Genomic DNA, 25213 nt, shown 5'->3' on the forward strand with positions numbered 1-25213 from the left:
CGCACGGACAGTCCCAGCCCGACGCACTCGAAGCCCCCGAGCCCCACGGCCTACCACCGGGCCGGTCATGTGGCCTGCCAACCGGGCCCGTCATGCCCGAGAACCGTCCGCCGCCTGGGCGCCCCTGCCCCCCAGCCCCCGAACCGGACACCGCCCAGATGAGATCCGCCCCAGCGTGACCTGTAGCCGATGGCTGATGGCCGCCCAAGTGCGGCGCATGCTTCTGGGGTGCGGGCGCGCCAGGTGGAGACCGGCCGTGTCGAGGATGTGACCCTCGTGAGGGCCGGACGGGGCGAAGCGCCGGAAGGGGCGGAGCGCGTGAAGGGGTGGAGCACGTGAAGGGGCGGAGCACGTGAAGGGGCGGCAGGCGCGGAGCGCGTGGAATGCGTGAAGGCCGCCCAGTTTCCCGGGCGGCCTTCTGGCGGGGGTCAGACGATCCAGGCCGGGGTGCCGAACTCCTTGCCGTCGGCTCCAAAGGCATGGGCGTCGCCCGGTGCGGTCACCACGGCGGTGTAGCCCTCGGCGGCGTCGGCAACGATCTGGCGAGCCGTACGCGCCGGCATGATCACGGTGTCACCGGCCGCCACCGTGAACGTCTCCTCACCCAGCGACACCGTGGCACTCCCGGTGATCCAGGTCCACACCTGCTCGACGTCGAAGTCGTGCAGCGGCCCCTGCCCGCCCGGCTTGACTTCCACCCGCCACAGCGAACGGCTGGCACCGCCCAGCGTCGGCGAGGCCAGGGTGGTCATGACGCCTCCGGGCGTCTCGGTCACGCGGGCGTCGGCGTTGCGAACTACTGTCATGGCGCGCTCCTCATGTAAAATAGACAACCAAGTTGTCCATAAGGTAAACGAGGTTGTCTATCATGTCAAGCGATCCCCCGGGGTTCGAGTTGCCGCTGCGCCTGTTCATGGGGTTCCGCATGATCATCGACGAGCTGCACGCCGAGCTCGCCCGCCAGGGCCACCCGGACGTTCGCCCCATGCACGGCTTCGTCATGCAGGCAGTCGGCCCCCACGGCACCACAGCCGTGGACCTGGGCCGCACCCTGGGCGTCTCCAAGCAGGCAGCCGGAAAGACCATCGACACCCTGGAACGCCTCGGCTACGTGGAACGCAGCACCGACCCGGCCGACTCCCGCCGAAAGATCGTCAAGCTGACCCCGCACGGGATAGACGCGCTGATGAAGTCCGCCGCCATCTTCGACGACCTGCGGCGCACCTGGTCCCACACCCTTGGCGAGGACCGGCTACGCGCCCTCGAAGAGGACCTCCGCACGATGACCCCACCAGACTTCTTCCGCCTGGACATCCCGGGCTGGTTCGGCGGCCTGTGACAACCACCGCCTGGCCATCGACACGAAGCGCCTGCCCAACGCGCGACGCGGCACATTATCGAGAAGCACCGCGCCGAGAAGCACTGCGCCGCCCCCGAAGGGGACTAGGCGGCCAGCTGGAGGCCGAGGCTGGTGAGGTTGGTACGGGCCCAGTCGAGCTCCTCCGCGAGGAGGGACACCAGAGCGCCAGGGCCCTTGGCGCGACCGGGGACGATGAGGTTGTGGGTCTCGACCTCGATGTGCGCCGTGCCGTTGACCGCCCCGGACAGCATCGCCGTCAGCGTGTCATGGAGTACGGCGCCGGTGCTCGGGTTCTCGTCGGTGTGGTTGTGCACGTGGCCCAGCTTGACCACGGGCGCACCGGCGGCCGCCAAGCCGCGCAGAGCAGCACCGGGCTCCTCCGCACCACAGGCCAGATGACAGGCGTCCAGGCACACACCGAGATGCTCGGAGTCGATGCCACAGACCCGCTCCAGCGCCTGCTCGGTCGTCTCCAGCACACACCCGGGCCACGGCTCGAACCCGACCCGGATCGTCTTCCCGGTGACGCTGTAGATGCCGCGGAGCTCGCGCGCCAGCCGTTCCAGCCGCTTGGTGGCGATCGTGTGCAGATCGGACGGCCAGTCGCGCCGCCACCCGATCGGAATCGTGGAGATGCTCCCGAACCGCACATCCTCCGGCAGCAGGAACGCCAGGATCTTGGCCAGGGCCATCGTGTAGCGGTAGCGCTCGGGCTTGGCCCAGTCGGGGCCCGGAACCTCCTGGTTGCGGCCGCCGGTCCCGTTGAGGCTGACGACCTCAAGCCCGCGTTCCTCCAGGGAACGGCGCAGGCGTACCAGCTCAATGCGGTCAGCCGTCAGATGATCGGCCACGGCGGGCGACAGCCACAGCCCGATCCCCATGCGCTCCACCCCAAGCCGCTTGCGCACCGGTACGGCGTAGCGGGTCAGGTGGGCGATCAGGTTCTCGAGGTCTTCCGCGGGGTGCACGCCTGCGTTGTAGGCCAGGTGAACGAGCGTTCCGTCGTCGTGACGCAGGCGCATCGGCTTCCTCCACGGCTTGCACTGGTGTTGTTCCGGTCGCCCGCCTCGGGATAGCGCGGCCACTGTCCGAGCATGTCTGCTCCCGGGTGGCCGACGCGTCCGCCCTGAGTTGATTCCTCACTACTCCCCAGGGAGCAGCCTCACGGTAGGCGCACCTTCTTGTGGCGCACTTGGACGAGACTTGGCGACCTCATGCTCTACGCAGTGTAGTACTACCTGCCGTGGTGATACACCCCGTCTGCCCAACGATTCGGAAACATTGCCGCCCACCCCACCCCACCACCGAAACCCTTCCCCCCAACCCCCACCAACACCCCAGAACCCCCACCACCCAGTCCTGGGCGTAGCAGCAGCCGCAGACGCCGGCGGCCAAGGTGTGGACGCCTGGGAGGCGGTGACCATGCAAGCGGTGGCCGAGGAGGTAGTGACCCGGGAGGCAGTACCCGGAAGGTGACGGCCTAGGAGGGGGTTGGCCCAGGAACTGGTTGGCCCAGGAGGGGGTTGGCCTAGAGGTGAAGACCTTGGGTCACGGGGAGCCTGGGCAAGTGTGCGCGCGTCACGGCGGGGAGCGGTGAGGCGGAGGAGCGTGCCCCTGGAGGGCCGTGCAGGCACGACGGCGGGTGGGGCCGACCAGGCTTGCCGTAACCGATACAAGGCGTGAGAGCGGCGCCGTAACCGATACAAGGCGTGAGAGCGGCGCCGTAACGGATACAAGGCGTGAGAGCGGCGCCGTAACGGACACAAGGGCGTGGGCGGCACCGCATCGAACGAAAAGCGCCCGAACGCGCGAAAGAGCCCCCGCGGAAAAACCCGCGGGGGCTCGATCAAACTGAGCGGATCAGTTCTGGATGGGGGCGGCGATCGCGGCCGCCGAGTCGGGCACCTCGGTGGGCGCCGTCTCGCCGGTGAAGACGAACTTGGCGTTGTCGCCTTCGCCCTCGATCGTCACCTTGATGACCTGGCCCGCGCGCAGCTCGCCGTAGAGGATCTTCTCCGACAGCGAGTCCTCCAGCTCACGCTGGATGGTACGGCGCAGCGGCCGGGCCCCCATGACGGGGTCGTAGCCGCGGTCGGCCAGGAGCTGCTTGGCGTCCTGGGCGACGTCCAGCGACATGTCCCGGTCCTTCAGCCGCTCGGACACCTGGGCGAGCATCAGATCGACGATCTTGATGATCTCCTTCGGCGTGAGCTGGTGGAAGACCACGATGTCGTCGACACGGTTGAGGAACTCGGGCCGGAAGTGCTGCTTGAGCTCCTCCTGGACCTTGGACTTCATCCGGTCGTAGTTGGACTCCGCGTCGTTGGCCTTCGCGAACCCGACCCCGATGCCCTTGGAGATGTCCCGGGTGCCGAGGTTGGTGGTCATGATGATGACCGTGTTCTTGAAGTCGACCACGCGGCCCTGGGCGTCGGTCAGGCGACCGTCTTCCAGGATCTGCAGCAGCGAGTTGAAGATGTCGGGGTGGGCCTTCTCGATCTCGTCGAACAGGACCACGGAGAACGGCTTGCGCCGCACCTTCTCCGTCAGCTGGCCGCCCTCCTCGTACCCGACGTAGCCGGGCGGGGAGCCGAACAGCCTGGAGACGGTGTGCTTCTCCATGAACTCCGACATGTCCAGCATGATCAGCGCGTCTTCGTCGCCGAACAGGAACTCCGCCAGCGCCTTGGACAGCTCGGTCTTACCGACGCCGGACGGGCCGGCGAAGATGAACGAGCCACCGGGGCGGCGGGGGTCCTTCAGGCCGGCGCGGGTGCGCCGGATGGAGCGGGACAGACCCTTGATGGCGTCGTCCTGGCCGATGATCCGCTTGTGGAGTTCGTCCTCCATGCGGAGCAGGCGCTGCGACTCCTCCTCGGTCAGCTTGAAGATCGGGATGCCCGTCGCCGTGGCGAGGACCTCCGCGATGAGCTCCTCGGTGACCTCGGCGACGACGTCCATGTCGCCGGCCTTCCACTCCTTCTCCCGCCGCTCGCGCTTGAGCTGGAGCTGCTTCTCCTGGTCGCGGAGGGCAGCCGCCTTCTCGAAGTCCTGCGCGTCGATCGCGGACTCCTTGTCGCGACGGACGTTGGCGATCTTCTCGTCATACTCGCGCAGGTCCGGCGGTGCGGTCATCCGGCGGATGCGCATCCGGGAACCGGCCTCGTCGATGAGGTCGATCGCCTTGTCGGGAAGGTAGCGGTCGCTGATGTAGCGGTCGGCCAGCCGGGCCGCGGCGACCAGCGCGTCGTCCGTGATGGACACGCGGTGGTGCGCCTCGTAGCGGTCGCGCAGACCCTTGAGGATCTCGATCGTGTGGCTGAGCGAGGGCTCGGCCACCTGGATCGGCTGGAACCGGCGCTCCAGCGCGGCGTCCTTCTCGAGGTACTTGCGGTACTCGTCGAGCGTGGTGGCGCCGATGGTCTGCAGCTCACCGCGGGCCAGCATCGGCTTGAGGATGCTGGCGGCGTCGATCGCGCCCTCGGCGGCGCCCGCACCCACGAGCGTGTGCAGCTCGTCGATGAACAGGATGATGTCGCCGCGGGTGCGGATCTCCTTGAGCACCTTCTTCAGGCGCTCTTCGAAGTCACCGCGGTAGCGGGAGCCGGCGACCAGAGCGCCGAGGTCAAGCGTGTAGAGCTGCTTGTCCTTCAGCGTCTCGGGCACCTCGCCCTTGACGATCTTCTGGGAGAGCCCCTCGACGACGGCGGTCTTGCCGACGCCGGGCTCGCCGATGAGAACGGGGTTGTTCTTGGTCCTCCGGGAGAGGACCTGCATGACCCGCTCGATCTCCTTCTCGCGGCCGATGACCGGATCCAGCTTGCCCTCGCGGGCGGCCTGGGTCAGGTTGCGGCCAAACTGGTCGAGCACCAGGGACGTCGAAGGCGCCGACTCCTGCGGTCCGCCCGCAGCCGCCGGTTCCTTGCCCTGATAGCCATGCAGCAGCTGGATCACCTGCTGCCTGACACGGTTGAGATCGGCTCCAAGCTTGACCAGCACCTGGGCTGCCACACCCTCACCCTCGCGGATGAGACCGAGCAGGATGTGCTCGGTGCCGATGTAGTTGTGGCCCAGCTGCAAAGCCTCACGGAGCGACAGCTCGAGGACCTTCTTGGCCCGCGGGGTGAAAGGAATGTGCCCCGACGGAGCCGACTGGCCCTGGCCGATGATCTCCTCGACCTGCTGGCGCACACCCTCAAGGCTGATGCCGAGACTCTCCAGAGCCTTGGCGGCAACGCCCTCACCTTCGTGGATCAAACCAAGAAGAATGTGCTCAGTGCCGATGTAGTTGTGGTTGAGCATCCTGGCCTCTTCTTGGGCCAAGACGACAACCCGCCTCGCTCGGTCGGTGAACCTCTCGAACATCTCGTCGCTCCTCACAGAGCGGTCAGTCAGGCCGGTTTAGTCCGGTCCCGTCATCCCGCATGCTAGCCCTGGCTCGGCGAACCGTGCCCACTGCCGCTGACACGCTCTATAGCAGAGACGTTCCCCGAGAGCAGGGCGTTCACCCTCCATCCAACTACCGTTCGGGGGTGGTGTGTTCCCGATACGCCGCAAGCGAACGAGGTTTAGGACGCCCTCGGCGGAGCGTCGGGAAATTACCGCCCGCCACGCGTACGGACCGCCACGACGAGGCGCCGGACACATCCGTAAGCCGTACTTGACATCCTATGGCCTCCCGGCAAGCGGTTGGCATGCGATCAGCCAGCGACTCCGCACTGATCGGCATTCAGGAATCAAGGACGCGTAAACCGCGAGTGCATCGGCAAATCCGGCTGCGGGGAGTGAGTACTCCCGCGGTACGGCGGAGCGAAATCGTCGGGAATCACAGGTACCAAATGCGGCACAATGGGCCCCCAGGTCCACGATGCGAGACGCGCAAACCAGGACAAAGACCGCCCTAAAAAACGATCATGCGCTTATGGCAGTCGCCGGGGTTCTAGGCAACTGTCATAAGCGCATGGTCCATCGCGACAGCGGTTAGTGCGCTGCTTCGTACTTCTCCACCACGGTGGAGGCGATGCGGCCGCGCTCGCTGACGGGCAGGCCGTGAGCCTTGGCCCACTGCCTGATCTCGGAGCTCTTCTCGCGGGTCATCGCGCGCTGCCCGCCGCGACCCCGACGACGCGTGGAGACGGCACCGCCGCGCCGAGCGTGCTGCACGAAAGGCGAGAGCGCATCCCTCAGCTTCTTGGCGTTAACGTCACTGAGGTCAATCTCATACGAAGCGCCGTCAATAGCGAAGCTGACCGTCTCATTGGCCTCGCCCCCATCGAGGTCATCGATGAGAATCTCCTGGATCTGCTTGGCCATCTACGCAATCCTTTCCCGGAGCATTGTTTCATTCGCCTGCCCAAACATATACCCGGAAAGGCGCTAAGACAATTCAGCGAGACACGGATTCGGCTGACTCGCGGATCAGTTGTGGTTCTCGACCCGATCCTGGCGGTTTGACCACCGGGCGGCGAGGGTCGGCGGGGCGCCTTCAGCGCACGCCAAAGTCGAAGGGGCCGGTGACTCCAGCCGGTGTCACGGCGGCCGCCAATGCTTCCGTAAGGCCTTCCATTCGTCCTCGGCCCGCGCGCCGATCCGGGTTTCCACGGCGGCGGATTTCCCGGGAGCCGGCTGAACGCCTCGGGCGCGGCGCCGCGCGTGGGGGCCGTGTGGCGGACTACCGCCGTCGCCAGACCATAGCGCCACGCGGATGCCACCCGTGCCGCAGGCCGCCGACAAGGGGTGACCCGGGCGACTGACAGCCTAATGCCAGTCTCTCCAGGCTCCTTACCGGATCAAGGGAAATTTTTTGGGCTATCCGGCCTGCCCAGGTCTTTGACCACCCGCGTTCCCGCCAGCCGGTCATGCGGACCACGCAGCTGGGGACGGTCGATGAGGATGAGCATCCCCACGCCGAAGGCGATCACCGCGGCCCCCAGATCGAGCACCGGAATGCCCATCAACATGGTCGGCCCCGGATACAGCAGCGAACGTTTCAGCAGCCCACGGGAGGTGACAACGGCGCCGTCCGCCGGAATCACGCGAATCCGCATGATCGCCTGCCCGAAGGTGCGGCCGCCCGTGGAATGCGACACCCAGTCGTAGACCGTATAGACAAGGCCGGCGCCAAACCAAGCGATGACCTCGGGCCAGCGGCCCCCGAAGAGCTCCAGCAGCCCTACAGACCGGAAGAGTGTCCACAGCCCGATGAACAGAATGTAATAGAACACGCCGAAGACCAGGGCCTCAATGAGGCGCGCGACCAGCCGCTCCCACCATTCGGCGGTCACTGCTCGTTGGGCGGGCGCGGCCATAGCCTCAACCTCTCGACGGCCTTTAGATCGGCTGTCCCCTCATTCTGATACTCCACGGCGCCACATGAAACAGGGGCCACCCTGGCGGTGACCCCTGAATCCATGACACGACCGCTACTTGATCTTGACCACCACGGTACGGGCGACCTTGTCGGCGAACGTCTGCTGCAGCGGCTTGTCCCACAGCTGCGAGGCGCCGTTCAGCGCGACGAAGATGTAGCCGAGCCAGCCGAGGAACGGGATGCCCGAGATCAGGTATCCGCCCCACGTCACGCCGGCCCGCTTCAGCGCGACGTCGGTGGACAGCCCGCCGGGCGGCATGGCGCCGCCGACCGGGACGATCTTGATGCCCATGACGATCTTGCCGAGCGTCTGCCCGTTCATCTTGGTCATGATCAGCTCGTAGGCGATGTAGATCGCCCCGAGCAGCACACCCGAGATGAGCCCGATGACCACCGAGCCGAAGATGCCCGAGCTGGAGCCGTCGAGCGAGCTGTAGGTCGCCAGGAACAGGCCGGCCATGATCAGCGTGATCACCCAGTAGACGATGCCGAAGAGCACACCGTCGATGATTCGGGCGACCAGACGCTGCCACCACTCGGCCAGCGGCGCGGGCGCGCCGGGCGGCTGGACGCCCACCGGCTGACCGTACGCCTGGCCGTAGCCGGGCTGGAAGCCCTGCTGGCCATAGCCCTGCGGCTGCTGTGGCTGGCCGTAACCCTGCTGCGGCTGCTGCTGGCCGTAGCCAGGCTGACCGTAGCCCGGCTGGGCGTACTGCTGGCCGGACGGGGCCTGCTGGCCGTAGCCGGGCTGCTGCTGACCGTAGCCAGGTTGCGAACCGGGCTGCTGACCGTAACCAGGCTGCTGCTGGCCATAGCCGGGCTGCTGCTGGCCGTAACCCGGCTGGGAGCCGGGCTGCTGACCGTAACCGGGCTGCTGGCCGTACTCCGGCTGCTGCTGACCGTAGCCGGGCTGCGAGCCCTGCTGCTGGCCATAGCCAGGCTGCTGCTGGCCGTAACCGGGCTGGGAGCCGGGCTGCTGGCCGTACTCGGGCTGCTGCTGGCCGTAGCCAGGCTGCGACTGAGCCTGCTGACCATAGCCAGGCTGCTGCTGGCCGTAGCCGGGCTGCTGACCGTATCCCTGCTGCTGGCCGTACTGGGGCTGCTGACCGTAACCGGGCTGGGAGCCGGACTGCTGTCCGTATCCCTGCTGGCCGTAGGGGTCGCCGTCTTGGCGGTAACCCACGACGGTCACGTCCGGGTCGGGCTCGCCCTGTGCGTGGCCCGCGTTGTGCTGTCCGTATTCGGGGGTCCCGGAGTTGTCGCCGGGATCGTCCTGTGGATACGGCGGCTGTCCGGTGCTCACCGTGTCACCTCGCTTCGAGTGTGCATGTGGCACATGTCAGGACACATGCCTTAGCTGCCCAACGTATCGACATAGGTATCTACAATCACCTTTCCCTTTGGTCGAGGTCCGAGTCAAACGACGGCAGGTGGAGCAACATCCTGGTGTTGCCCAGGGTGTTGGGCTTGACGTGCTCCAAGTCGAGGAACTCGGCTACGCCCTCGTCATAGGAGGCGAGCAGCTCGGCATAGACCTCGGGAGATACCGGCGTGCCCTGGATCGGGCGGAACCCATGCGCGGCGAAGAAATCCACCGCGAATGTCAGGCAGAACACCCGCCGCAGGCCGAGTTCGCGGGCCGTTCCGATCAAAGCGGTAACGATTTGACCCCCAACTCCGAGACCGCGGGTGTCGGGGTCGACCGCCACGGTGCGAATCTCGGCGAGGTCCTCCCACAACACGTGCAGAGCACCGCATCCGACGACCTGCCCGTCACGCTCGGCCACCCAGAACTCCTGGACGTGCTCGTAAAGCGTGACCGTGGCTTTTTCCAGCAGGCGCGGCCCGGCTCCGGCATAGGTGTCGACCAGGCGCCTGATCGTCCGGACGTCCGGCGTGCGAGCTCGCCTGACGACGACCTCGATGTCGGGTACCGCCCGTTCGGCGACCTGTTCCATGGCACTTCAGAGTACAGACGCAATTACGGCTGCCCCCTATTTACCCACCTACTTCCTCAACCATCTCATCTAGTGGACGAGCATGCCCGACAACAGGCGTCGCCCCCTCAACCATCAGGCGAATAGCCGGTGACGAGGAAAGACTCCCCCGGTGACGCCGAACCTCACGTACGTCCCACACACCCGCAAAGTGCGCATAAAGTCGCTCTTGTACGGCGGAGCACGTGATCCCCCCGTGACACTTCAGTTGTGAAACCTCAACAGACTTGGCAGTTCTGGTTGAGCACGAACCTGGAGTGCACTAGTGTCCAGCGTCGATGTCCCCCGTGCTCCGGCGCGGGGCGGCACGCCTAATCCCCTCCCCTGGGGAGCCGGGGACCCGCCAGTGGCCGCAGGCCATCCCGGGGTGAATCCGAGCCACGGCTCGGTAGGGCTGCTCCGGCCCGAACCCGTCAGCTAACCCGGTAGGCGGCCATGAGAGGAGCTGGTTGGTGAAGCGCACGCGCAACCGCGAAGGGAAGCCCGCGGGCAAGCACGCCCGCCCTCCCGAACCAGGCATCAGGAAGCGGCTGGTCGTCCTCACGGCAGCCGTAGCCGCGGTGACGTTCACCGTCACGCCTCTCGGTTCCGCAGCCGCCGATCCGAAGCCGTCGCTCAAGCAGCTTTCCGAGCAGGCCGAGAAGCTCCACACGGAGATCGAGACGCTCAGCGAGCAGTTCAACGGCCAGCGGGTGAAGCTCAAGGACGCCCAGAAGGCCGTCGACGCCGCCAAGAAGACGCTGGCCTCCAGCGAGGCCGATCTCGCCGCCAAGCGTCAGCGGGCCGGCATGCTCGCCCAGAGCGAGTACATGATGGGCGGCTTCAGCCGCGCCCTCGCCTTCGCCGCCTCCGACGACCCCGAGCTCTTCCTCGACCGCGCCGCGACCAGCTACGCGCTGGAGCAGCAGCAGGGCGAGGAGGTCAACCAGGTCACCCGCGCCAGGGCACTGGCCGAGCAGGCCCAGTCCGAGGCCAAGACCCGCATCGACAAGGTCACCGAGATCGTCGAGGACCTGGACGCGCGCCGCGACAAGATCGGCAAGCTGGTCAAGAAGGTCGAGAGCGACCTGTTCCAGCGGGCCATCGGCGAGGCCGGCCGGCCGGGCACCCGCGCGGTGCGGGTCAGCCTGCCGATCAGCGGCTCCGGCAAGGCGGCCGAGGCGGCCAGGTGGGCGCTGACCCAGCAGCTCAAGCCATACGTGTGGGGCGCCGAGGGGCCCAGCTCCTACGACTGCTCCGGTCTGGTCATGGCGGCCTACCAGCGGGTCGGCATCTCGCTGCCGCACTACACCGGTGACCAGTGGACTGCCGGCACCCGCATCTCCCGCGAGGAGCTGCGCCCCGGTGACCTGGTGTTCTTCTACAGCGACCTGCACCACGTCGGCATCTACGTCGGCGGCGGCATGATGGTGCACGCACCGCAGACCGGCGACGTCGTGCGCCTGGCCTCGATCTCACGCCGCCCATGGGCGGGCGCGGTCCGCATCGCGGACTGACCCAACCGAAGAGCTGACCCAACCGAAGGGACTGCCCGCCAAGAGATCGCGAGCGGACCGCCAAGAGATCGCGAGCGGACCGCCGGGAGACCGCGGGCGGACCGTGAGGAGACCGCGGGAGACCGCGGGCGGACCGTGAGGAGACCGCGGGAGACCGCGGGCGGACCGTGAGGAGACCGCGGGAGACCGCGGGCGGACCGCGGGCGGACCGCGGGCGGACCGTGAGGAAACCGCGGGAGACCGCGGGCGGACCGTGAGGAAACCGCGGGCGGACCGCGGGCGGACCGTGAGGAAACCGCGGGAGACCGCGGGCGGACCGTGAGGAAACCGCGGGAGACCGCGGGCGGACCGTGAGGAAACCGCGGGAGACCGCGGGCGGACCGTGAGGAGACCGCGGGCTGACTCCGTCAGGAGCCGGGCAGCACCCGGTCTCACGCCAGCCAAAACCGACCCCGCCGGTCCAACCGGCGGGGTCGGGTCTCAGCCCTGCTAGATCAGCTGGCGGCGTGCCGCCCAGGCCACCGCCTCGATGGCGGTGGCCACACCGATCCTGTCGCATATCCCGCGCAAACGGCGGCGTACCGTGCGTCCGCTGATTTCCAGCCGCCGCCCTACCCGATCGACCGTGACTCCCTTGGCCAGCTCGGCGAGCAAGGCTAAATCGGCGTGGCTCAGCTCAACGCCCTCGGTGAGCACATCCATCGGGAGCCCTCCCCCCAACAGCAGAACTCGCAGACGTATCGGACCGCGCAACGCGCTCGTCCCGCAGACGGTAAACGCATTCAGGAAAGGTCGTCAAGCTCGACAATTGCCCAGCTTGACCAGCTGTATTGACATGATCAAATCTATGTGAACTACTCGCCATATGTCGTCACACTTCGGGGCACGATGAGCGATCTCACTGATCCTTACAACGCCCCTCAGTCACCGACACTGACCCCCGCCGACGTGCTGGGATTCGATCCGTTCGATCCCGGGTTCCGGCGTGACCCGTACGGAAAATATCGCGAGCTTCGCGAGCGTGGCGATTTATTTCATACCCGGGGCGGTTTGGTGGTAGCGACATCACACGAGCACGTCTCGGCGATGCTGCGCGACCCCCGATTCGGACATGGAGCCGTCCCGGCGGACCCGGACGACCCTGACAAGCCTCGGGTTTCGTTCCTGCGTCTCGACCCGCCCGACCACACGCGGCTGCGGGCTCTGGTCAGCCGGGCGTTCACACCCCGCATGGTCGAACGGCTGCGCCCCAGGGTCGAGGCGATCACCGCGGAGCTGATCGGCGCCATGGGCGAGGAGGCCGATCTGGTGGCCGAGTTCGCCTATCCGCTGCCGGTCCTGGTGATCACCGAGATGCTCGGCGTGCCGCCCGAGGACTACGAGCGCTTCCGCGGCTGGAGCGAGACGCTCGCCCGCAGCCTCGACCCGATGCTGCCCTCCGGCCAGGCGGACACCACCGAGCGGGCCAGCCTGGAGTTCCGCGCGTACTTCCGTGAGCTGCTGGCCGAGCGGCGCGTACGCCCCGGCGAGGACCTGCTCAGTGCCCTGGTCCAGGTCGAGGAGCTCACCGAGGCCGAACTCCTGGCCACCTGCGTGCTGCTGCTGGTCGCCGGGCACGAGACGACCGTCAACCTGATCGCCAACGGAGTGCTCAACCTGGCCAGGCACGGCATGCTCCACCTGGCGGCCGACGATCCCCGGCCGGTGGTCGAGGAGGTGCTGCGCTACGACCCGCCGGTGCAGCTCACCGCCAGGACGGCCCTGCGGGAGGCGGAGCTGGGCGGCACCGCCCTGCCCGCGGGCACGGCGGTGATGGCGCTGGTCGGCGCGGCCAACCGCGACCCGGCCGCCTTCCCCGATCCGGACCGCTTCGATCCAGGACGCTTCGATCCAGGACGCTTCGATCCAGGACGCTTCGATCCAGGACGCGTTGATCCGGGACGCGTTGATCCGGGACGTTCCGATCCGGGGCGTTCCGATCCGGGACGGGCACCGGAGCGGCATCTGGCCTTCGGGCTCGGGATCCACTTCTGTCTCGGGGCCACGCTGGCGCGCATGGAGGGTGAGATCGCGCTGCGGGCGCTGGCTGAGGCGGCGCCGGAGCTGAAGCTGGTCGAGGAGGCGCCGCCGTACAAGGAGAACGTGGTTTTGCGGGGGCTGGCCAGGCTTCAGGTGAGGTTGTCGTAGCGGGTTCTGGCGGTCTGGACGTCCTCGATGTGGGCCTCGGCCCATTCCTTGATCGAGGCCATGATCGGCAGGAGTGTGCGGCCGAGGTCGGTGAGCTCGTAGTCGACGCGCACGGGCACCGACGGGGTGAGCGTGCGGGAGACCAGGCCGTCGCGCTCCAGGCTGCGCAGGGTCTGGGTGAGCATCTTCTGGCTGACTCCGGCGATGGTCCTGGCCAGGTCGCTGTAGCGCTGGGCGCCGCCGGCGAGCGCGGTGAGGATGAGGCTGACCCATTTGTCACTGAGCGTGCTGAGGAGCTGGCGCGAGGGGCACTTGGCGATGTACGCGTCGTAGGCCAGGCGGGCTGCCGCGCGCCTGTCCGCGGCCGACTGGGTGGGCACGGCATTCCTCCGGGTTGCTTACGCACCTTCAGGTGCCTTCTTACCAGGAGAGAGTACGCCTTCCTACCGTGGGCGCATGACAACGATGCGAGCGCTGGTCGGGCGCGAAGGTGAAGTGGAGATCGTCACGGTTGCGGTGCCGCAGGCGGGACCCGGGCAGGTACGGGTGAAGGTGGCCGCGGCCGCCGTGCAGCCGGTCGACCTGTTCACCGCCTCGGGGACGCTGCCCGACTACAAGCTGACCGACCCCCTGGAACAGTACGGGCTCGGGTGGGACGTGGCCGGAGTGGTCGACCAGGTGGGACCGGGGGTCAACGGACTGACGGCAGGGCAGGCGGTGTTCGGGCTGTCGGTGCGGCTGATGCTGCCGTACAAGGCGCAGGCCGAGTACGTGGTGCTGGACGGCGAGGAGGTCACCGCCGCGCCCGAGGGGCTGACGCCGGAGCAGGCCGCCACACTGCCGCTGAACACGCTGACCGCCGTCCAGGCCCTCGACCTGGCCGACCTGGCTCCCGGGCGGACGCTCCTGGTGACCGGGGCCGCCGGGGCGCTGGGCGGCTACCTGGTGGAGATCGCCGCCGTGCGCGGGCTGCGGGTGGTGGGGCTGGCCGGGGCCGGCGACGAGAAGCTGGTGCGCGGCTTCGGCGCGGAGTGGTTCGTGTCCCGGGACGCCGACCTGGCCGCGTCGGTGCGCGCCCTGGTGCCCGGCGGGGTGGACGGCGTGGTCGACGCCGCGCTCGTGGGGCTCACCGCGCTGGACTCGGTGCGGACCGGCGGTGCGTACGTGGCGGTCGCCGCGGGGGCGGCGCCGATCCCGTTGCGCGGGATCCGCGTCTCCACCGTCTACGTACGCGCCGACGCCGCCCAGCTCGCCCAGGTCGCCCGCTGGGCGGAGGCGGGCCGGCTGACGGTACGCCTGGCCGGAACCCACCCCCTGGACAAGGCGGCCGAGGCCTACGCCCGGCTGTCGGCGGGAGGGCAGCGCGGGCGGTTCGTCCTCACTCCGTGACGGTCAGCCGGTGGGCTTGACCAGCGGGAACAGGATGGTCTCGCGGATGTTCCTGCCGGTGAACGCCATGATCATCCGGTCGATGCCGACGCCTACGCCGCCGGTGGGCGGCATGGCGTACTCCAGAGCCTGGAGGAAGTCCTCGTCGAGCTGCATCGCCTCAAGGTCGCCGCCGGCGGCCAGCAGCGACTGCTCGACCAGGCGGCGGCGCTGCTCGATCGGGTCGTTGAGCTCGGAGTAAGCGGTGCCCAGCTCGGTGCCGAACCCGATGAGGTCCCACTTCTCGGTGACCAGCGGGTTGTCGCGGTGGTTGCGGGCCAGCGGCGAGGTCTCCAGCGGGTAGTCCATGACGAAGGTGGGCTGGATGAGCGTGTGCTCGACCAGCTCTTCGAAGATCTCCTGGACGAGCTTGCCCTGGCCCCACTTCGGGTCCCAGTGGATGTCCCGCTTGTCGGCATATTTCCGGACCTGCTCAAGGGAGGTCTCGGTCGTGATCTCCTCGCCCAGCGCGTCGGAGACCGAGCCGTAGAGCGTGATGCGCGGCCACTGCTTGATGCCCAGGTCCACCTCGACGCCGTCGTGCTCCACCACGGACGTGCCCAGCGCTGCCACGACGCACTTCTGGTACATGCGCTGGGTCAGGTCGGCCATGTCGTTGTAGTCGAGGTAGGTGCCGTAGGCCTCGAGCATGGTGAACTCGGGGTTGTGCGTGGAGTCCGCGCCCTCGTTGCGGAAGTTGCGGTTGATCTCGAAGACCTTCTCGATGCCGCCGACCACGAGCCGCTTGAGGTAGAGCTCGATCGCGATGCGAAGGTAGAGCTCCATGTTGTAGGCGTTGATGTGGGTCTTGAACGGCCGCGCCGTCGCCCCGCCGTGGATGGGCTGCAGCATCGGGGTCTCGACCTCGAGGTAACCCTCCTCGTGCCAGAAGTCGCGCGCGGCCCGGACGGTGGCGCTGCGCAGGTGGGCCATCCTGCGGGCCTCGTCGTTGACGATGAGGTCGACGTAGCGCTGGCGTACGCGGGCCTCGGGGTCGGTGAGGCCGAGGTGCTTCTCGGGCAGCGGGCGCAGGCACTTGGCGGTGATCTGCCAGGAGTCGGCGAGGATCGACAGCTCGCCGCGGCGCGAGGTGATGACCTCGCCCTCGACGCCCACGTGGTCACCGAGGTCGACGTCGCTCTTCCAGGCGGCCAGCGACTCCTCGCCGACCTTGTCGAGCGAGACCATGACCTGCAGGTCGCCGGAGCCGTCGCGCAGGGTGGCGAAGCAGAGCTTGCCGCCGACGCGGTTGAGCATGACGCGGCCGGCGATCGCGACCCTGTCTCCCGTGGCGGTGTCCGGCTCCAGGCCCTGGTATTTCTCCCTGACCTCGGCGTTCGTCGCCGTGCGGGGGAAGTTGACCGGGAAGGGCTCGACGCCCTCGCTGCGGAGGCGGTCGAGCTTCTCCCTCCGGATGCGCATCTGCTCGGGAAGTTCGTCGCTCACAAGAACAAAGGGTAGGGGATATGGCGAACTGCAAGGGCTCGTCGGCTCTCTGCAGGGGCACTGCAAGCACTCTCCGTTACCAATGGAGCACAGCACCTCCGGGTTCCAGGAGAGAAACCATGATAAAGAAGATCGCGATCGGCGCCCTCGCCGTTGCCGCCACCTCCGCCCTCGCCCTCAGCCTGCCGACCGCCGCCTCCGCCAGCACCTCGAGCGACGACTACAGCTCGTACTGGGGACCCGTCTACGCCAAGCACTTCCAGGCCAAGTCGCACGGCTGGGTCGGCGTGGAGTGGGACGAGCACCAGGAGTCCAACACCGTCTCCGTGACGGGCCGGCTCTATGACCTCGACTCCCGCACCTACAACCAGGGTGGCAAGTGCGCGTACGTGAAGTTCCAGGCCAGCGACTTCGACTACGACTGGTCGACGGTCTACACGAAGAAGTACTGCGGCTACCCCGGCTACAAGAAGTACGCCTTCTCCGAGGACGACGTCTTCAGCCTGCGCGTCAAGGTCTGCCAGATCGGCCCGCACAGCAGCCACCCGACCAAGTGTGGCTCGTGGAAGTACCTGTACACGGCCGAGTCCGAGTAACGACGGAGCCAGAAAGCCGCGAGCGGCCCCCCATTCCCGAGCGGGGGGCCGCTCGCTCACGTCGTGTTGCGGTTGTAGACGAGCCGCAGGCCGATCAGGGTCAGCCAGGGCTCGTGCACGTCGATCGAACGCGACTCCCCCACCACCAGCGCGGCGTGCCCGCCGGTGGCCACCACGGTCACCTCGTCCGGGTCGTCGGCCAGCTCAGCCACCATCCGCTCGACGATGCCGTCGACCTGGCCGGCGAAGCCGTAGATGATGCCGGCCTGGAGCGCCTCGACGGTGTTCTTGCCGATGACCGAGCGCGGCCTGATCAGCTCGACCTTGTGGAGCTGGGCGCCGGCGGCGGCGAGCGCGTCGACGGAGATCTCGATGCCGGGCGCGGTGACCGCCCCCACGTACTCGCCCTTGGCCGAGACCGCGTCGAAGGACGTGGCGGTGCCGAAGTCGACGATGACGCACGGCCCACCGTATTGGTCGATGGCGGCCAGGGCGTTGACCACCCGGTCGCTGCCGACCTCCTTGGGGTTGTCCATGCGGACCGGCACGCCGGTGCGGATGCCCGGCTCCACGATCACCGCGGTCACGTCGCCGTAGTAGCGGCGGCACATCTCCCGCATCTCGTTCAGCACGGACGGCACGGTCGAGCAGATCGCGATGCCGCTGACGTCGGCTCCCTTGAGCAGCGGTGACTGGCCGAGCAGCCCCTGGAGCACGACGGCGATCTCGTCGGCGGTGCGGCGGGCGTCGGTGGCCAGCCGCCAGTGCTCGATCACCTCTTCGCCTTCGAAGAGGCCGAGCACGGTGTGCGTGTTGCCGACGTCGATCGTGAGCAGCATCAATTACCCCCGTAGATCCAGTGCGATGTCCAGGGCCGGCGCGGAATGCGTAAGCGCTCCCACCGCAAGATAGTCAACGCCAGTTTCAGCCACATCACGGGCCATTTCCAAGGTCAGTCCCCCACTGGCCTCCAACTTCGCCTGATTTTTCGTGATTTGTACGGCGAGCGCCATCTCCTCGACGGTGAAGTTGTCCAGCAGGACCACCTCGGCCCCCTCGGCCAGCACCTCCCGCAACTGCTCCAGCGTGTCGACCTCGACCTCGACCGGCAGATCCGGGTACCGCTCCCTCACCGCCCTGAACGCCGCCCCGACTCCCCCGGCCGCGACCACGTGATTGTCCTTGATCAGCGCCGCGTCCGACAACGACATGCGGTGGTTGACCCCGCCGCCGGCCCGCACCGCGTACTTCTCCAGCGCCCGCAGCCCCGGCAGCGTCTTACGGCTGTCGCGCACCCGCGCCCCGGTGCCCTCCAGCGCCGCGACCCACGCGCCGGTCCGCGTCGCGATGCCCGACAGGTGCGTGAGCAGGTTGAGCGCGGTCCGCTCGGCCGTGAGCAGCGCGCGCGTCGGCCCCTCGACCGTCATCAGCACCTCTCCCGCCGCGACCCGCTGCCCGTCCTCCACCAGCCTCGTCGTACGGCTCGCGCCCAGCCGCGCGAAGACCGCCTCGGCCACGGACAGCCCCGCGACCACGCCGGCCTCGCGGGCCACCACGTCCCCGGCCGACCGGTGCTCGGCCGGGATCGTGGCCAGGCTGGTCACGTCACCGGCCTCCTGGAGGTCCTCGGCCAGCGCCCGGTCGATCACGTCCTGGATCTCGGGCGCGCCGGCGTCCAGCGCGAGCCCGTGGGGCGTGTAAGTCATCTGCAAGCCTTCCTCGGTCAGTCGCACGTCCAGATGTCCCAGCCAGCGCTCGTCGTCGCGCTCGCCGAAGTCCTCCCGCCAGTGCGAGCCCCTGGTCTCCTCGCGGGCCACGGCGGTGGCGGTCAGCACGGTCGCCACCGTGAGCAGGTTCGTCGTCTCCCACGCCTCGGTGCACGGCAGCACCCGCACCGGCGTCCAGCGGGCGTCGCCGAGCGCCTTCGCGGTCAGGACCAGCGACTCGCGGCTGCGCAGCACGCCCGCTCCCCTGCTCATGTGGGCCTGGATCCGCGGGCGGACGCGCGGGTCGAACAGTCCTTCCGGCGCGTGGGTGTCCGTGGGCGCCGGCCGTACCGTGGGATGGATGTCCTGGGCGATGCGCTCGGCGAAGACGAGCCCCTCCAGCAGCGAGTTGGAGGCCAGCCGGTTGGCGCCGTGCACGCCGGTGCAGGCGACCTCGCCGCAGGCGTACAGGCCGGGGATGGAGGTGCGGCCGTGCAGGTCGGTGCGGACGCCGCCGCTGGCGTAGTGCGCGGCGGGCACGACCGGGATCAGCTCCTCGGCCGGGTCGATGCCGTGCTCCAGGCAGAGCGCGCGGATCGTGGGGAAGCGGGTGCGCCACTTGTCGTCGCCGAAGTGGCGGCCGTCGAGGTAGACCTGCCCGGCCCTGCGCATGATCGCCTTGGCGACCACGTCTCGGGGGGCGAGGTCGGCGAGTTCGTGCACGTCCTCCATGAAGCGCGTGCCGCGCTCGTCCACGAGGAACGCGCCCTCGCCCCTGACCGCCTCGGAGATCAGCGGCTGCTGGCCGGTGGCGTCCTCGCCGAGCCACAGCACGGTCGGGTGGAACTGGACGAACTCCAGGTCGCGCACCACCGCTCCGGCCCGCAGCGCCAGCGCCACGCCGTCTCCGGTGGAGACCGGCGGGTTGGTGGTCGACTGGTAGACCTGACCCATGCCGCCGGTGGCCAGCACGACGGCGCCCGCTCGTACCGCGCCGACGCCGTCGCTCGCGCCCTCGCCCATGACGTGCAGCGTCACCCCGGCGGCGCGGCCGTCCGCGTCCTTGAGCAGGTCGAGCACGAGCGCGTGCTCGATGACCTCGATCCCGCGCTCGCCCAGCGCCGCGACGAGCGCGCGCTGCACCTCGGCGCCGGTGGCGTCGCCGCCCGCGTGCACGATCCGGTCGCGCCGGTGCCCGCCCTCGCGGCCGAGCTGCAGCTCGCCGCCGTCGGTCAGGTCGAACCTGGCGCCGCGCGCGATCAGCCGCCGCAGCGCCTGCGGCCCCTCGGTCACGAGAGCGCGTACGGCCCGCCGGTCGCACAGTCCGACCCCGGCGATCAGCGTGTCGTTCAGGTGTTCCTCGGGGGTGTCGCCGGGATCGAGCACCGCCGCGATCCCGCCCTGCGCGAACCTGGTCGAACCCTCCCCCAGCACGTCCTTGGTGACGACGAGCACCTTGGCCTCGGGCCGTAGCTCGGCATGGCGCAGCGCCACGGTCAGCCCGGCCACTCCCGAGCCCACCACGACCACGTCGGCCTCGCGGGTCCAGCCGGGCTCCGGCGCGCTGAGCCGCAGGGGGATCGCCGGTCCACTCATGGGGGTCTCCTCATCCGAGGGAATTTCGTCATTATGACGATAACCCCTGCCGATGAGTGACCTGTCGCCGGGGTGGGCGGTTTCAGGACAGGCGCAGGACGGCGTTGTCGATGAGCCGCGTGCTGCCGACCTTCGCGGCGACGGCGAGGACCGCCTCACCGGTGTAGGACTCGCCGACCTCGGCGAACGTGGCCGGATCGACCAGCACGAGGTAGTCGAGGGCGAGGCCGGCCCCGTCGAGCACGGACCGCGCCGCCGCCTTGATCCGCGCGGGCGTGGACTCGGCCGCGCCGGCGAACAGCGCCCGCGACAGCGCGAGGGCGGTCTGCCGCTCGCCCGGCGACAGGTACCGGTTGCGGCTGGACATCGCCAGGCCATCAGGCTCGCGCACGGTGGGGATGCCGGCGATCTCGATCGGCAGGTCCAGGTCGGCGGCCATCCGCCGGATCATCGCCAGTTGCTGGGCGTCCTTCTGCCCGAAGACGGCCACGTCGGGCTGGACCAGGTTGAACAACTTGAGCACGACGGTCAGCACGCCGTCGAAGTGCCCGGGACGCACCGCGCCCTCGACGATCGTGCCCATGTGCCCGGAGGAGACGCTCACCTGCCGCTCGGGCTGGTACATCTCCTCGGCCGCCGGGGTGAAGACCGCGCACACGCCCTCCGCGCGGCAGACGTCGAGGTCGGCCTCCAGGGTGCGCGGGTAGCGGGAGAAGTCCTCGGACGGGCCGAACTGCAGGGGATTGACGAAGATGCTGACCACCACCCGGGGGGCCAGCGCCCTGGCCTCGCGGATGAGCGCCCGATGCCCCTCGTGCAGCGCCCCCATCGTCGGAACCAGGGCGACCCTGCCCTCTCCCCGAGCCTTGACCAGGTCAGCGCGATTGCGCGCGACGATCAGCTCCACGCCACAGCCTCCTATGCCACGATCAGGGCCATCCGGTCCCTGTCAGGTCCATATGTTGCCGCCCAGCGCGTCGAGCAACCTCTCCGCCTCCTCGGGTTTGAGCAGACCCGCCGCGAGCGCGCGGTCGGCCGTGAGCCGGGCCAGCGCGATGTAGGCGTCGGCCGCCTCGGGCGCGGCCAGGATGAGGGCGTCCACGTGCTTGCGCACCGTGCCGGCGTCGCCGCGCACGACCGGCCCGGTCAGCCCGGCGATGCCCAGCCTGAGCACGTTGTCGAGCGCGGCGCCGAGCAGCGGGCCGAGCATGCGGCCGGGGTGCTCGACGCCGATGCCCTCCAGCAGCTCCGAGGACTCGGCGATCAGCGTCACCATGTGGTTGGCCGCCCCGGCGAGCGCGGCGTGGTAGAGCGGGCGGTCGGCGTCGGCGATCCAGACCGGCTCGCCGCCCATCTCGATGACCAGCGCCTCGGCGATCGGCCGCAGCGGGTCGGGCGCGGTGACGCCGTAGGAGATGCCGGTCAGCCGGTTGATGTCGTCGTCACGGCCGGTGAACGTCATCACCGGGTGCAGCGCCAGCGGGAGCGCTCCAGCGCGCGCCGCCGGGTCGAGCACGGCCAGCCCGTACGCGCCGCTGGCGTGCACGACCAGCTTGCCGCGCAGGTCGGCGCCGGTGGCGGCCAGCCCTGCCACCAGGCCGGGCAGGGCGTCGTCGGGCACCGTGAGCAGGATCAGCTCGCCGGCCGCGACCACGTCCTCCGGCCTGGAGGTGGCGACGCCGAGCCGCTCGGCCGCCCAGCGCTGGGAACTGTCGGAGACCCCGCTGGCGGCCACGATGCGATGGCCGGCCTGGGCCAGCGCGGCACCGAGTGCCGAGCCCACTTTGCCCGCCCCGACCACGCCGACGGCCAGCCGTGCCGGGCGATCACCTGCGTCCATGTCGTCCCGTCCCTGTCCCGCTGTTGGCACTGCCGACCAGCGTAACTGGAGCCTTGCCATGCACAGGTGACCGGCCTTTTACCGCATGTTGCGTTAACGACAAAACCGACAAGGGCATACAAAACGTGCACCCCCTGTCGGGAGAGATGAGGAGAGGGGATTTTCATCGCATGGCAGCGGGCGCCGAGCCCATAGTGGACCCGACGCCCGCAATGACGATGTGCTACCCCCTTGGGAGTGCACCATCGACCGGCCATCCGCCGACTGGCCGGCCGAAAAGGGCTCGGGCCGGGTTTAGCCATAACCGGTCCGAGCCCTCCGTCCGTCTACCAGGTGTGCGCGCCACCCTTGCAGCCGGCGATCGCCTGGCCGAGCACGGCCACGGCGTTGCCGCAGATGTTGATCGGGATCCGGACCGGGGCGAACACCTGGTTGCCGGAGAGCACGCCGTTGTTACCGGAGGTGGTGAGGTCGGCGTGGGCCGGGGTGGCCAGGGCCAGCATGGCGAAGGCGCCGGCCGCGACGAAGGTCTTCTTGAGCATTTGGGGGGCTCCTCTCGGTGACGCGGCCCCGGGTGGCCGCTTCAGCTACTTACTCGGCTACCGGTGTGACCGGACCGAGCCCGCTGGGGGGCGGGCCGGGACGATCGCCGGTGACCATGAGTAACGATAGCGCAATCTCGCCACAACAAGTAGTCATGACATCACTGTGCGTGTCGGCGCTTGGTCATGAGATAGTCCTGGAATGTGGCTCACCTGGCGTGCCGCGATGGAACGCGCACTCTATGGCGACAGGGGTTTCTACCTGCGCGAACGCCCCTCCGGCCACTTCCGCACCTCGGTCAGCGCCGGGGCCGCCTTCGCCGACGCGGCGCTCACCCTCCTTCTCCGGGTCGACGCCGATCTCGGTCACCCGGAGCGCCTCGACTTCGTCGACGTCGGCGCCGGGGAGGGGGTCCTGGTCAGCCGCGTGCTCGCGGCCGCGCCCGCCGAGCTGGCCGTACGCCTCAACGTCACCGCCGTCGACCTCTCCGCCCGGCCGTCCCATCTGCCCGAGCGCATCGCCTGGTCGCAGACCATCCCCGACGGCATCACCGGCCTGGCGATCGCCAACGAGTGGCTCGACAACATCCCGCTCGACGTGGCCGAGCACACCGCGGAAGGCCCCCGCCTGGTCATGGTCGACACCGACACCGGCGAGGAACGCCTCGGCGAGCCGCCGCACCCCGCCGACGAGAAGTGGCTCGCCCGCTGGTGGCCCCTGTCCTGCGTCGGCGCCCGCGCGGAGATCGGCCGCGCCCGCGACGCCGCGTGGGCGGCGGTCATCGTACGGCTGGCCCGCGGCCTGGCCGTGGCCGTCGACTATTCACACCCTGTGGACAACCGGCCGCCCTGTGGAACGCTCACCGGATACCGCGACGGTTCGGTCGTCCCGCCCATACCAGACGGGACCTGCGACATCACCGCACACGTGGCACTCGACTCCTGTGCGGCAGCCGGCGAGCGAGCCGGCGCGATATCCACAACGTTGTCCACACAGCGCGACACGCTGCGCTCCCTCGGCATCACCGCCGCCCGCCCGCCACTCGACCTGGCCCACACCGACCCCCGCGGATATCTGCGGGCACTGGCACGCGCCTCCGAGGAGGGCGAGCTGATCGACCCCCGCGGCCTGGGCGGCTTCGGCTGGCTCCAGCAGCAGGTGTGATTCACCCATAGGCGATCACTGTCCGCCATGAGACGATTACCCACATGGATCTGCCCAGGGGTCTGCTCCGCGCGGCTCCGGCCCCGTGGAACCTCGCCGTCACCCACGAGCCCTCTCTCACCGTGCTGGCCGAGTCCCCGGAGCACGTCAGGGACGCGGTCCGCTACGCAGCCGCGCACGACCTACGCGTGCGCGCGCAGAGCACCGGCCACGGCGCGCTGCGCCCGGCCACCGCCGGCGACCTGCTCGTCGTCACCTCCGAGCTGACCGGCGTCGAGATCAACCTGGCCGACGACACCGCCACCGTCAGCGCCGGAGCCACGTGGAAGGACGTCATCGCCGCCGCCCGGCCCCACGGCCTGGTGCCGCTGACCGGATCCAGCACCGGCGTCGGCGCCGTCGGCAACAGCCTCGGCGGCGGACTCGGCTTCCTGTCCCGCGAGTACGGCCTGGCCTGCGACGCCATCACCGCCGCCCAGATCGTCACCGGCGACGGAAACCCGCGCTGGCTCAACGACTCCAGCGAGCCCGATCTCATGTGGGCGCTGCGCGGCGGCGGGCCGAACCTCGGCGTGGTCACCGCGCTGCGGATCAAGCTCATCCGTGAGCCGCGAATCTACGGCGGCGGCCTGTACTGGCCGGTCGAGCTGACCCGGCAGGTGCTGACCGCCTACCGCGAGTGGACCGCGGACCTTCCGGCCTCGCTCACCTCGGCCGCCGGAACGATCCACCTGCCGGACGCGCCCTTCGTGCCCGAGCCGATGCGCGGGCGCTCGTTCGCACGCGTGTGCCTGTGCGCCACCGGCTCCGATGCCGAGGAGCTGGTCGCGCCGATGCGGGCGGTGCCCGGCCTGGTCGCGGATCTGGCCGGGCCGTTGCCGTTCACCGAGATCGACGCGGTGACCCGGGATCCGGTCGACCCGCTGCCGTACACGATGCGGGGTGAGATGGTGACCGAGCTGTCCGACGCGGTGATCGACTACCTGGTGGAGGTGGCGCCGCGCGGGGCGGAGCCGTACGTCTTCATCCTGGTCAGGCATGTGGCCGGGCTCCCGCACGCGGACGACGCCGGGCTTGGTTACTGGCAGGGGGACTTCGCCGTCGGGGCCGTCAGCATGGTGCCGGACGAGCGGGCGGCGGCCGAGGTGGCGGCCTTCGGCGATCGGTTCTCGGCCGCGCTGGCGGGCAGCGCGACCGGGTTCGTGCCGCTCAACTTCATGGGCGTGCCTGAGCAGGCGGTGCGGGCGTTCACACCCGGGCACCTGCGGCGGCTGGCCGAGGTCAAACAGCGGCACGACCCGGCCGGCATGTTCGGCGGCGACCGCGCGATCAGCCCGTCGTCACCTCCAGCCACTCCAGGCCACGGCCGGGCGATCAGCCCGTCGTCACCTCCAGCCACTCCAGGCCACGGCCGGGCGATCAGCCCGTCGTCACCTCCAGCCACTCCAGGCCACGGCCGGGCGATCAGCCCGTCGTCACCTCCG

General features: G+C 69.2%; 22 protein-coding genes and 1 riboswitch. Of the genes, 7 read left to right on the forward strand and 15 right to left on the reverse strand.

From position 1 onward, the window contains the following. Nucleotides 1–428: 428 nt before the first annotated feature. Nucleotides 429–806, reverse strand: a complete 378-nt coding sequence (locus tag HNR40_RS41020) for a cupin domain-containing protein (RefSeq protein ID WP_184971352.1) — start codon at nucleotides 804–806, stop codon at nucleotides 429–431. Between the two features lie 62 nt (nucleotides 807–868). On the opposite strand from HNR40_RS41020, the gene HNR40_RS41025 reads away from it, so the two are divergent. After that, complete coding sequence (locus tag HNR40_RS41025; RefSeq protein ID WP_184971353.1) at nucleotides 869–1339, forward strand: MarR family winged helix-turn-helix transcriptional regulator; 471 nt, start codon at nucleotides 869–871, stop codon at nucleotides 1337–1339. A 104-nt stretch (nucleotides 1340–1443) separates the two neighbouring features. On the opposite strand, the gene HNR40_RS41030 is transcribed toward HNR40_RS41025, so the two are convergent. The 6 genes from HNR40_RS41030 to HNR40_RS41055 all read right to left on the reverse strand — a co-directional run bounded on the left by HNR40_RS41030 (nucleotide 1444) and on the right by HNR40_RS41055 (nucleotide 9688). Continuing rightward, nucleotides 1444–2382 carry a TIM barrel protein gene (locus HNR40_RS41030; protein ID WP_184971354.1) on the reverse strand — a complete coding sequence of 313 codons (939 nt, stop codon included), beginning with the start codon at nucleotides 2380–2382 and terminating at the stop codon, nucleotides 1444–1446. An 838-nt stretch (nucleotides 2383–3220) separates the two neighbouring features. Continuing rightward, entirely contained in the window at nucleotides 3221–5725 is a 2505-nt protein-coding gene (locus HNR40_RS41035) for an ATP-dependent Clp protease ATP-binding subunit (protein ID WP_184971355.1), read from the reverse strand. Between the two features lie 615 nt (nucleotides 5726–6340). Beyond that, the gene (locus tag HNR40_RS41040; protein ID WP_184971356.1) at nucleotides 6341–6673 is read right to left on the reverse strand and encodes a histone-like nucleoid-structuring protein Lsr2; all 333 of its coding nucleotides are present in this window, start codon (nucleotides 6671–6673) and stop codon (nucleotides 6341–6343) included. 476 nt (nucleotides 6674–7149) lie between these two features. Further along, the gene (locus tag HNR40_RS41045) at nucleotides 7150–7668 is read right to left on the reverse strand and encodes an RDD family protein (RefSeq protein WP_221341439.1); all 519 of its coding nucleotides are present in this window, start codon (nucleotides 7666–7668) and stop codon (nucleotides 7150–7152) included. Nucleotides 7669–7782: 114 nt separating this feature from the next. Next, entirely contained in the window at nucleotides 7783–9033 is a 1251-nt protein-coding gene (locus tag HNR40_RS57600; RefSeq protein ID WP_221341440.1) for an RDD family protein, read from the reverse strand. A gap of 85 nt (nucleotides 9034–9118) precedes the next feature. Continuing rightward, nucleotides 9119–9688, reverse strand: coding sequence for an amino-acid N-acetyltransferase (locus tag HNR40_RS41055; RefSeq protein WP_184971358.1), 570 nt, complete (start codon nucleotides 9686–9688; stop codon nucleotides 9119–9121). A gap of 337 nt (nucleotides 9689–10025) precedes the next feature. Then, nucleotides 10026–10174: riboswitch (cyclic di-AMP (ydaO/yuaA leader) on the forward strand. 5 nt (nucleotides 10175–10179) lie between these two features. Between HNR40_RS41055 and HNR40_RS56785 the strand changes: the two genes are divergently transcribed. After that, nucleotides 10180–11223, forward strand: coding sequence for a C40 family peptidase (locus tag HNR40_RS56785; protein WP_312896701.1), 1044 nt, complete (start codon nucleotides 10180–10182; stop codon nucleotides 11221–11223). A gap of 489 nt (nucleotides 11224–11712) precedes the next feature. Here the strand turns inward: HNR40_RS56785 and HNR40_RS41065 are convergent, their stop codons facing one another. Further along, nucleotides 11713–11925, reverse strand: coding sequence for a LuxR C-terminal-related transcriptional regulator (locus HNR40_RS41065; RefSeq protein WP_157251897.1), 213 nt, complete (start codon nucleotides 11923–11925; stop codon nucleotides 11713–11715). 351 nt (nucleotides 11926–12276) lie between these two features. Here HNR40_RS41065 and HNR40_RS41070 point away from each other — a divergent pair, with 351 nt between their 5' ends. Continuing rightward, nucleotides 12277–13410: a cytochrome P450 gene (locus HNR40_RS41070; RefSeq protein ID WP_312896702.1), complete on the forward strand. Its 1134-nt coding sequence runs from the start codon at nucleotides 12277–12279 to the stop codon at nucleotides 13408–13410. Here HNR40_RS41070 and HNR40_RS41075 read toward each other — a convergent pair. Then, nucleotides 13392–13790 (reverse strand): winged helix-turn-helix transcriptional regulator, encoded by a 399-nt coding sequence (locus tag HNR40_RS41075; protein WP_184971360.1) that lies wholly within the window; start codon nucleotides 13788–13790, stop codon nucleotides 13392–13394. The two genes, HNR40_RS41070 and HNR40_RS41075, sit on opposite strands and share 19 nt — an antisense overlap. A 76-nt stretch (nucleotides 13791–13866) precedes the next feature. Between HNR40_RS41075 and HNR40_RS41080 the strand changes: the two genes are divergently transcribed. Further along, nucleotides 13867–14799: an NADP-dependent oxidoreductase gene (locus HNR40_RS41080; protein WP_246510088.1), complete on the forward strand. Its 933-nt coding sequence runs from the start codon at nucleotides 13867–13869 to the stop codon at nucleotides 14797–14799. 3 nt (nucleotides 14800–14802) lie between these two features. Here the strand turns inward: HNR40_RS41080 and lysX are convergent, their stop codons facing one another. After that, on the reverse strand, nucleotides 14803–16284 hold the full coding sequence (gene lysX, locus HNR40_RS41085) for a bifunctional lysylphosphatidylglycerol synthetase/lysine--tRNA ligase LysX (protein ID WP_184971361.1): 1482 nt from the start codon (nucleotides 16282–16284) through the stop codon (nucleotides 14803–14805). A gap of 119 nt (nucleotides 16285–16403) precedes the next feature. Between lysX and HNR40_RS41090 the strand changes: the two genes are divergently transcribed. Beyond that, nucleotides 16404–16880: a hypothetical protein gene (locus HNR40_RS41090; protein ID WP_184971362.1), complete on the forward strand. Its 477-nt coding sequence runs from the start codon at nucleotides 16404–16406 to the stop codon at nucleotides 16878–16880. A 56-nt stretch (nucleotides 16881–16936) separates the two neighbouring features. On the opposite strand, the gene HNR40_RS41095 is transcribed toward HNR40_RS41090, so the two are convergent. The 5 genes from HNR40_RS41095 to HNR40_RS41115 all read right to left on the reverse strand — a co-directional run bounded on the left by HNR40_RS41095 (nucleotide 16937) and on the right by HNR40_RS41115 (nucleotide 22564). Continuing rightward, nucleotides 16937–17719, reverse strand: coding sequence for a type III pantothenate kinase (locus tag HNR40_RS41095; RefSeq protein WP_184971363.1), 783 nt, complete (start codon nucleotides 17717–17719; stop codon nucleotides 16937–16939). Between the two features lie 3 nt (nucleotides 17720–17722). Then, nucleotides 17723–20182 carry an L-aspartate oxidase gene (locus HNR40_RS41100; RefSeq protein WP_184971364.1) on the reverse strand — a complete coding sequence of 820 codons (2460 nt, stop codon included), beginning with the start codon at nucleotides 20180–20182 and terminating at the stop codon, nucleotides 17723–17725. A gap of 82 nt (nucleotides 20183–20264) precedes the next feature. Next, on the reverse strand, nucleotides 20265–21089 hold the full coding sequence (gene panC, locus HNR40_RS41105) for a pantoate--beta-alanine ligase (RefSeq protein ID WP_184971365.1): 825 nt from the start codon (nucleotides 21087–21089) through the stop codon (nucleotides 20265–20267). A gap of 42 nt (nucleotides 21090–21131) precedes the next feature. Then, nucleotides 21132–22022 (reverse strand): Rossmann-like and DUF2520 domain-containing protein, encoded by an 891-nt coding sequence (locus HNR40_RS41110; protein ID WP_184971366.1) that lies wholly within the window; start codon nucleotides 22020–22022, stop codon nucleotides 21132–21134. A gap of 326 nt (nucleotides 22023–22348) precedes the next feature. Then, nucleotides 22349–22564 (reverse strand): chaplin, encoded by a 216-nt coding sequence (locus HNR40_RS41115; RefSeq protein ID WP_184971367.1) that lies wholly within the window; start codon nucleotides 22562–22564, stop codon nucleotides 22349–22351. A gap of 226 nt (nucleotides 22565–22790) precedes the next feature. On the opposite strand from HNR40_RS41115, the gene HNR40_RS41120 reads away from it, so the two are divergent. Further along, nucleotides 22791–23729: an SAM-dependent methyltransferase gene (locus tag HNR40_RS41120; protein WP_312896703.1), complete on the forward strand. Its 939-nt coding sequence runs from the start codon at nucleotides 22791–22793 to the stop codon at nucleotides 23727–23729. A 44-nt stretch (nucleotides 23730–23773) separates the two neighbouring features. After that, nucleotides 23774–25213, forward strand: a 1440-nt coding sequence (locus tag HNR40_RS41125) for an FAD-binding oxidoreductase (protein ID WP_184971369.1), incomplete at its 3' end; no start/stop codon positions are given.

It is taken from the genome of Nonomuraea endophytica, from assembly GCF_014203235.1.
GTDB classification, from domain to species: Bacteria; Actinomycetota; Actinomycetes; order Streptosporangiales; family Streptosporangiaceae; genus Nonomuraea; species Nonomuraea endophytica.

Bases quoted from the DNA above. Each gene is read 5' to 3' on its own strand.
- HNR40_RS41030 (WP_184971354.1), bottom strand. From the start codon at position 2,382: ATGCGCCTGCGTCACGACGACGGAACGCTCGTTCACCTGGCCTACAAC.
- HNR40_RS41025 (WP_184971353.1), top strand. From the start codon at position 869: ATGTCAAGCGATCCCCCGGGGTTCGAGTTGCCGCTGCGCCTGTTCATG.
- HNR40_RS41090 (WP_184971362.1), top strand. From the start codon at position 16,404: ATGATAAAGAAGATCGCGATCGGCGCCCTCGCCGTTGCCGCCACCTCC.
- HNR40_RS41120 (WP_312896703.1), top strand. From the start codon at position 22,791: ATGGAACGCGCACTCTATGGCGACAGGGGTTTCTACCTGCGCGAACGC.
- HNR40_RS41115 (WP_184971367.1), bottom strand. From the start codon at position 22,564: ATGCTCAAGAAGACCTTCGTCGCGGCCGGCGCCTTCGCCATGCTGGCC.
- HNR40_RS41055 (WP_184971358.1), bottom strand. From the start codon at position 9,688: ATGGAACAGGTCGCCGAACGGGCGGTACCCGACATCGAGGTCGTCGTC.
- HNR40_RS41080 (WP_246510088.1), top strand. From the start codon at position 13,867: ATGACAACGATGCGAGCGCTGGTCGGGCGCGAAGGTGAAGTGGAGATC.
- HNR40_RS41065 (WP_157251897.1), bottom strand. From the start codon at position 11,925: ATGGATGTGCTCACCGAGGGCGTTGAGCTGAGCCACGCCGATTTAGCC.
- HNR40_RS41110 (WP_184971366.1), bottom strand. From the start codon at position 22,022: ATGGACGCAGGTGATCGCCCGGCACGGCTGGCCGTCGGCGTGGTCGGG.
- HNR40_RS41020 (WP_184971352.1), bottom strand. From the start codon at position 806: ATGACAGTAGTTCGCAACGCCGACGCCCGCGTGACCGAGACGCCCGGA.
- HNR40_RS41095 (WP_184971363.1), bottom strand. From the start codon at position 17,719: ATGCTGCTCACGATCGACGTCGGCAACACGCACACCGTGCTCGGCCTC.
- HNR40_RS41100 (WP_184971364.1), bottom strand. From the start codon at position 20,182: ATGAGTGGACCGGCGATCCCCCTGCGGCTCAGCGCGCCGGAGCCCGGC.
- HNR40_RS41045 (WP_221341439.1), bottom strand. From the start codon at position 7,668: ATGGCCGCGCCCGCCCAACGAGCAGTGACCGCCGAATGGTGGGAGCGG.
- HNR40_RS41040 (WP_184971356.1), bottom strand. From the start codon at position 6,673: ATGGCCAAGCAGATCCAGGAGATTCTCATCGATGACCTCGATGGGGGC.
- HNR40_RS41035 (WP_184971355.1), bottom strand. From the start codon at position 5,725: ATGTTCGAGAGGTTCACCGACCGAGCGAGGCGGGTTGTCGTCTTGGCC.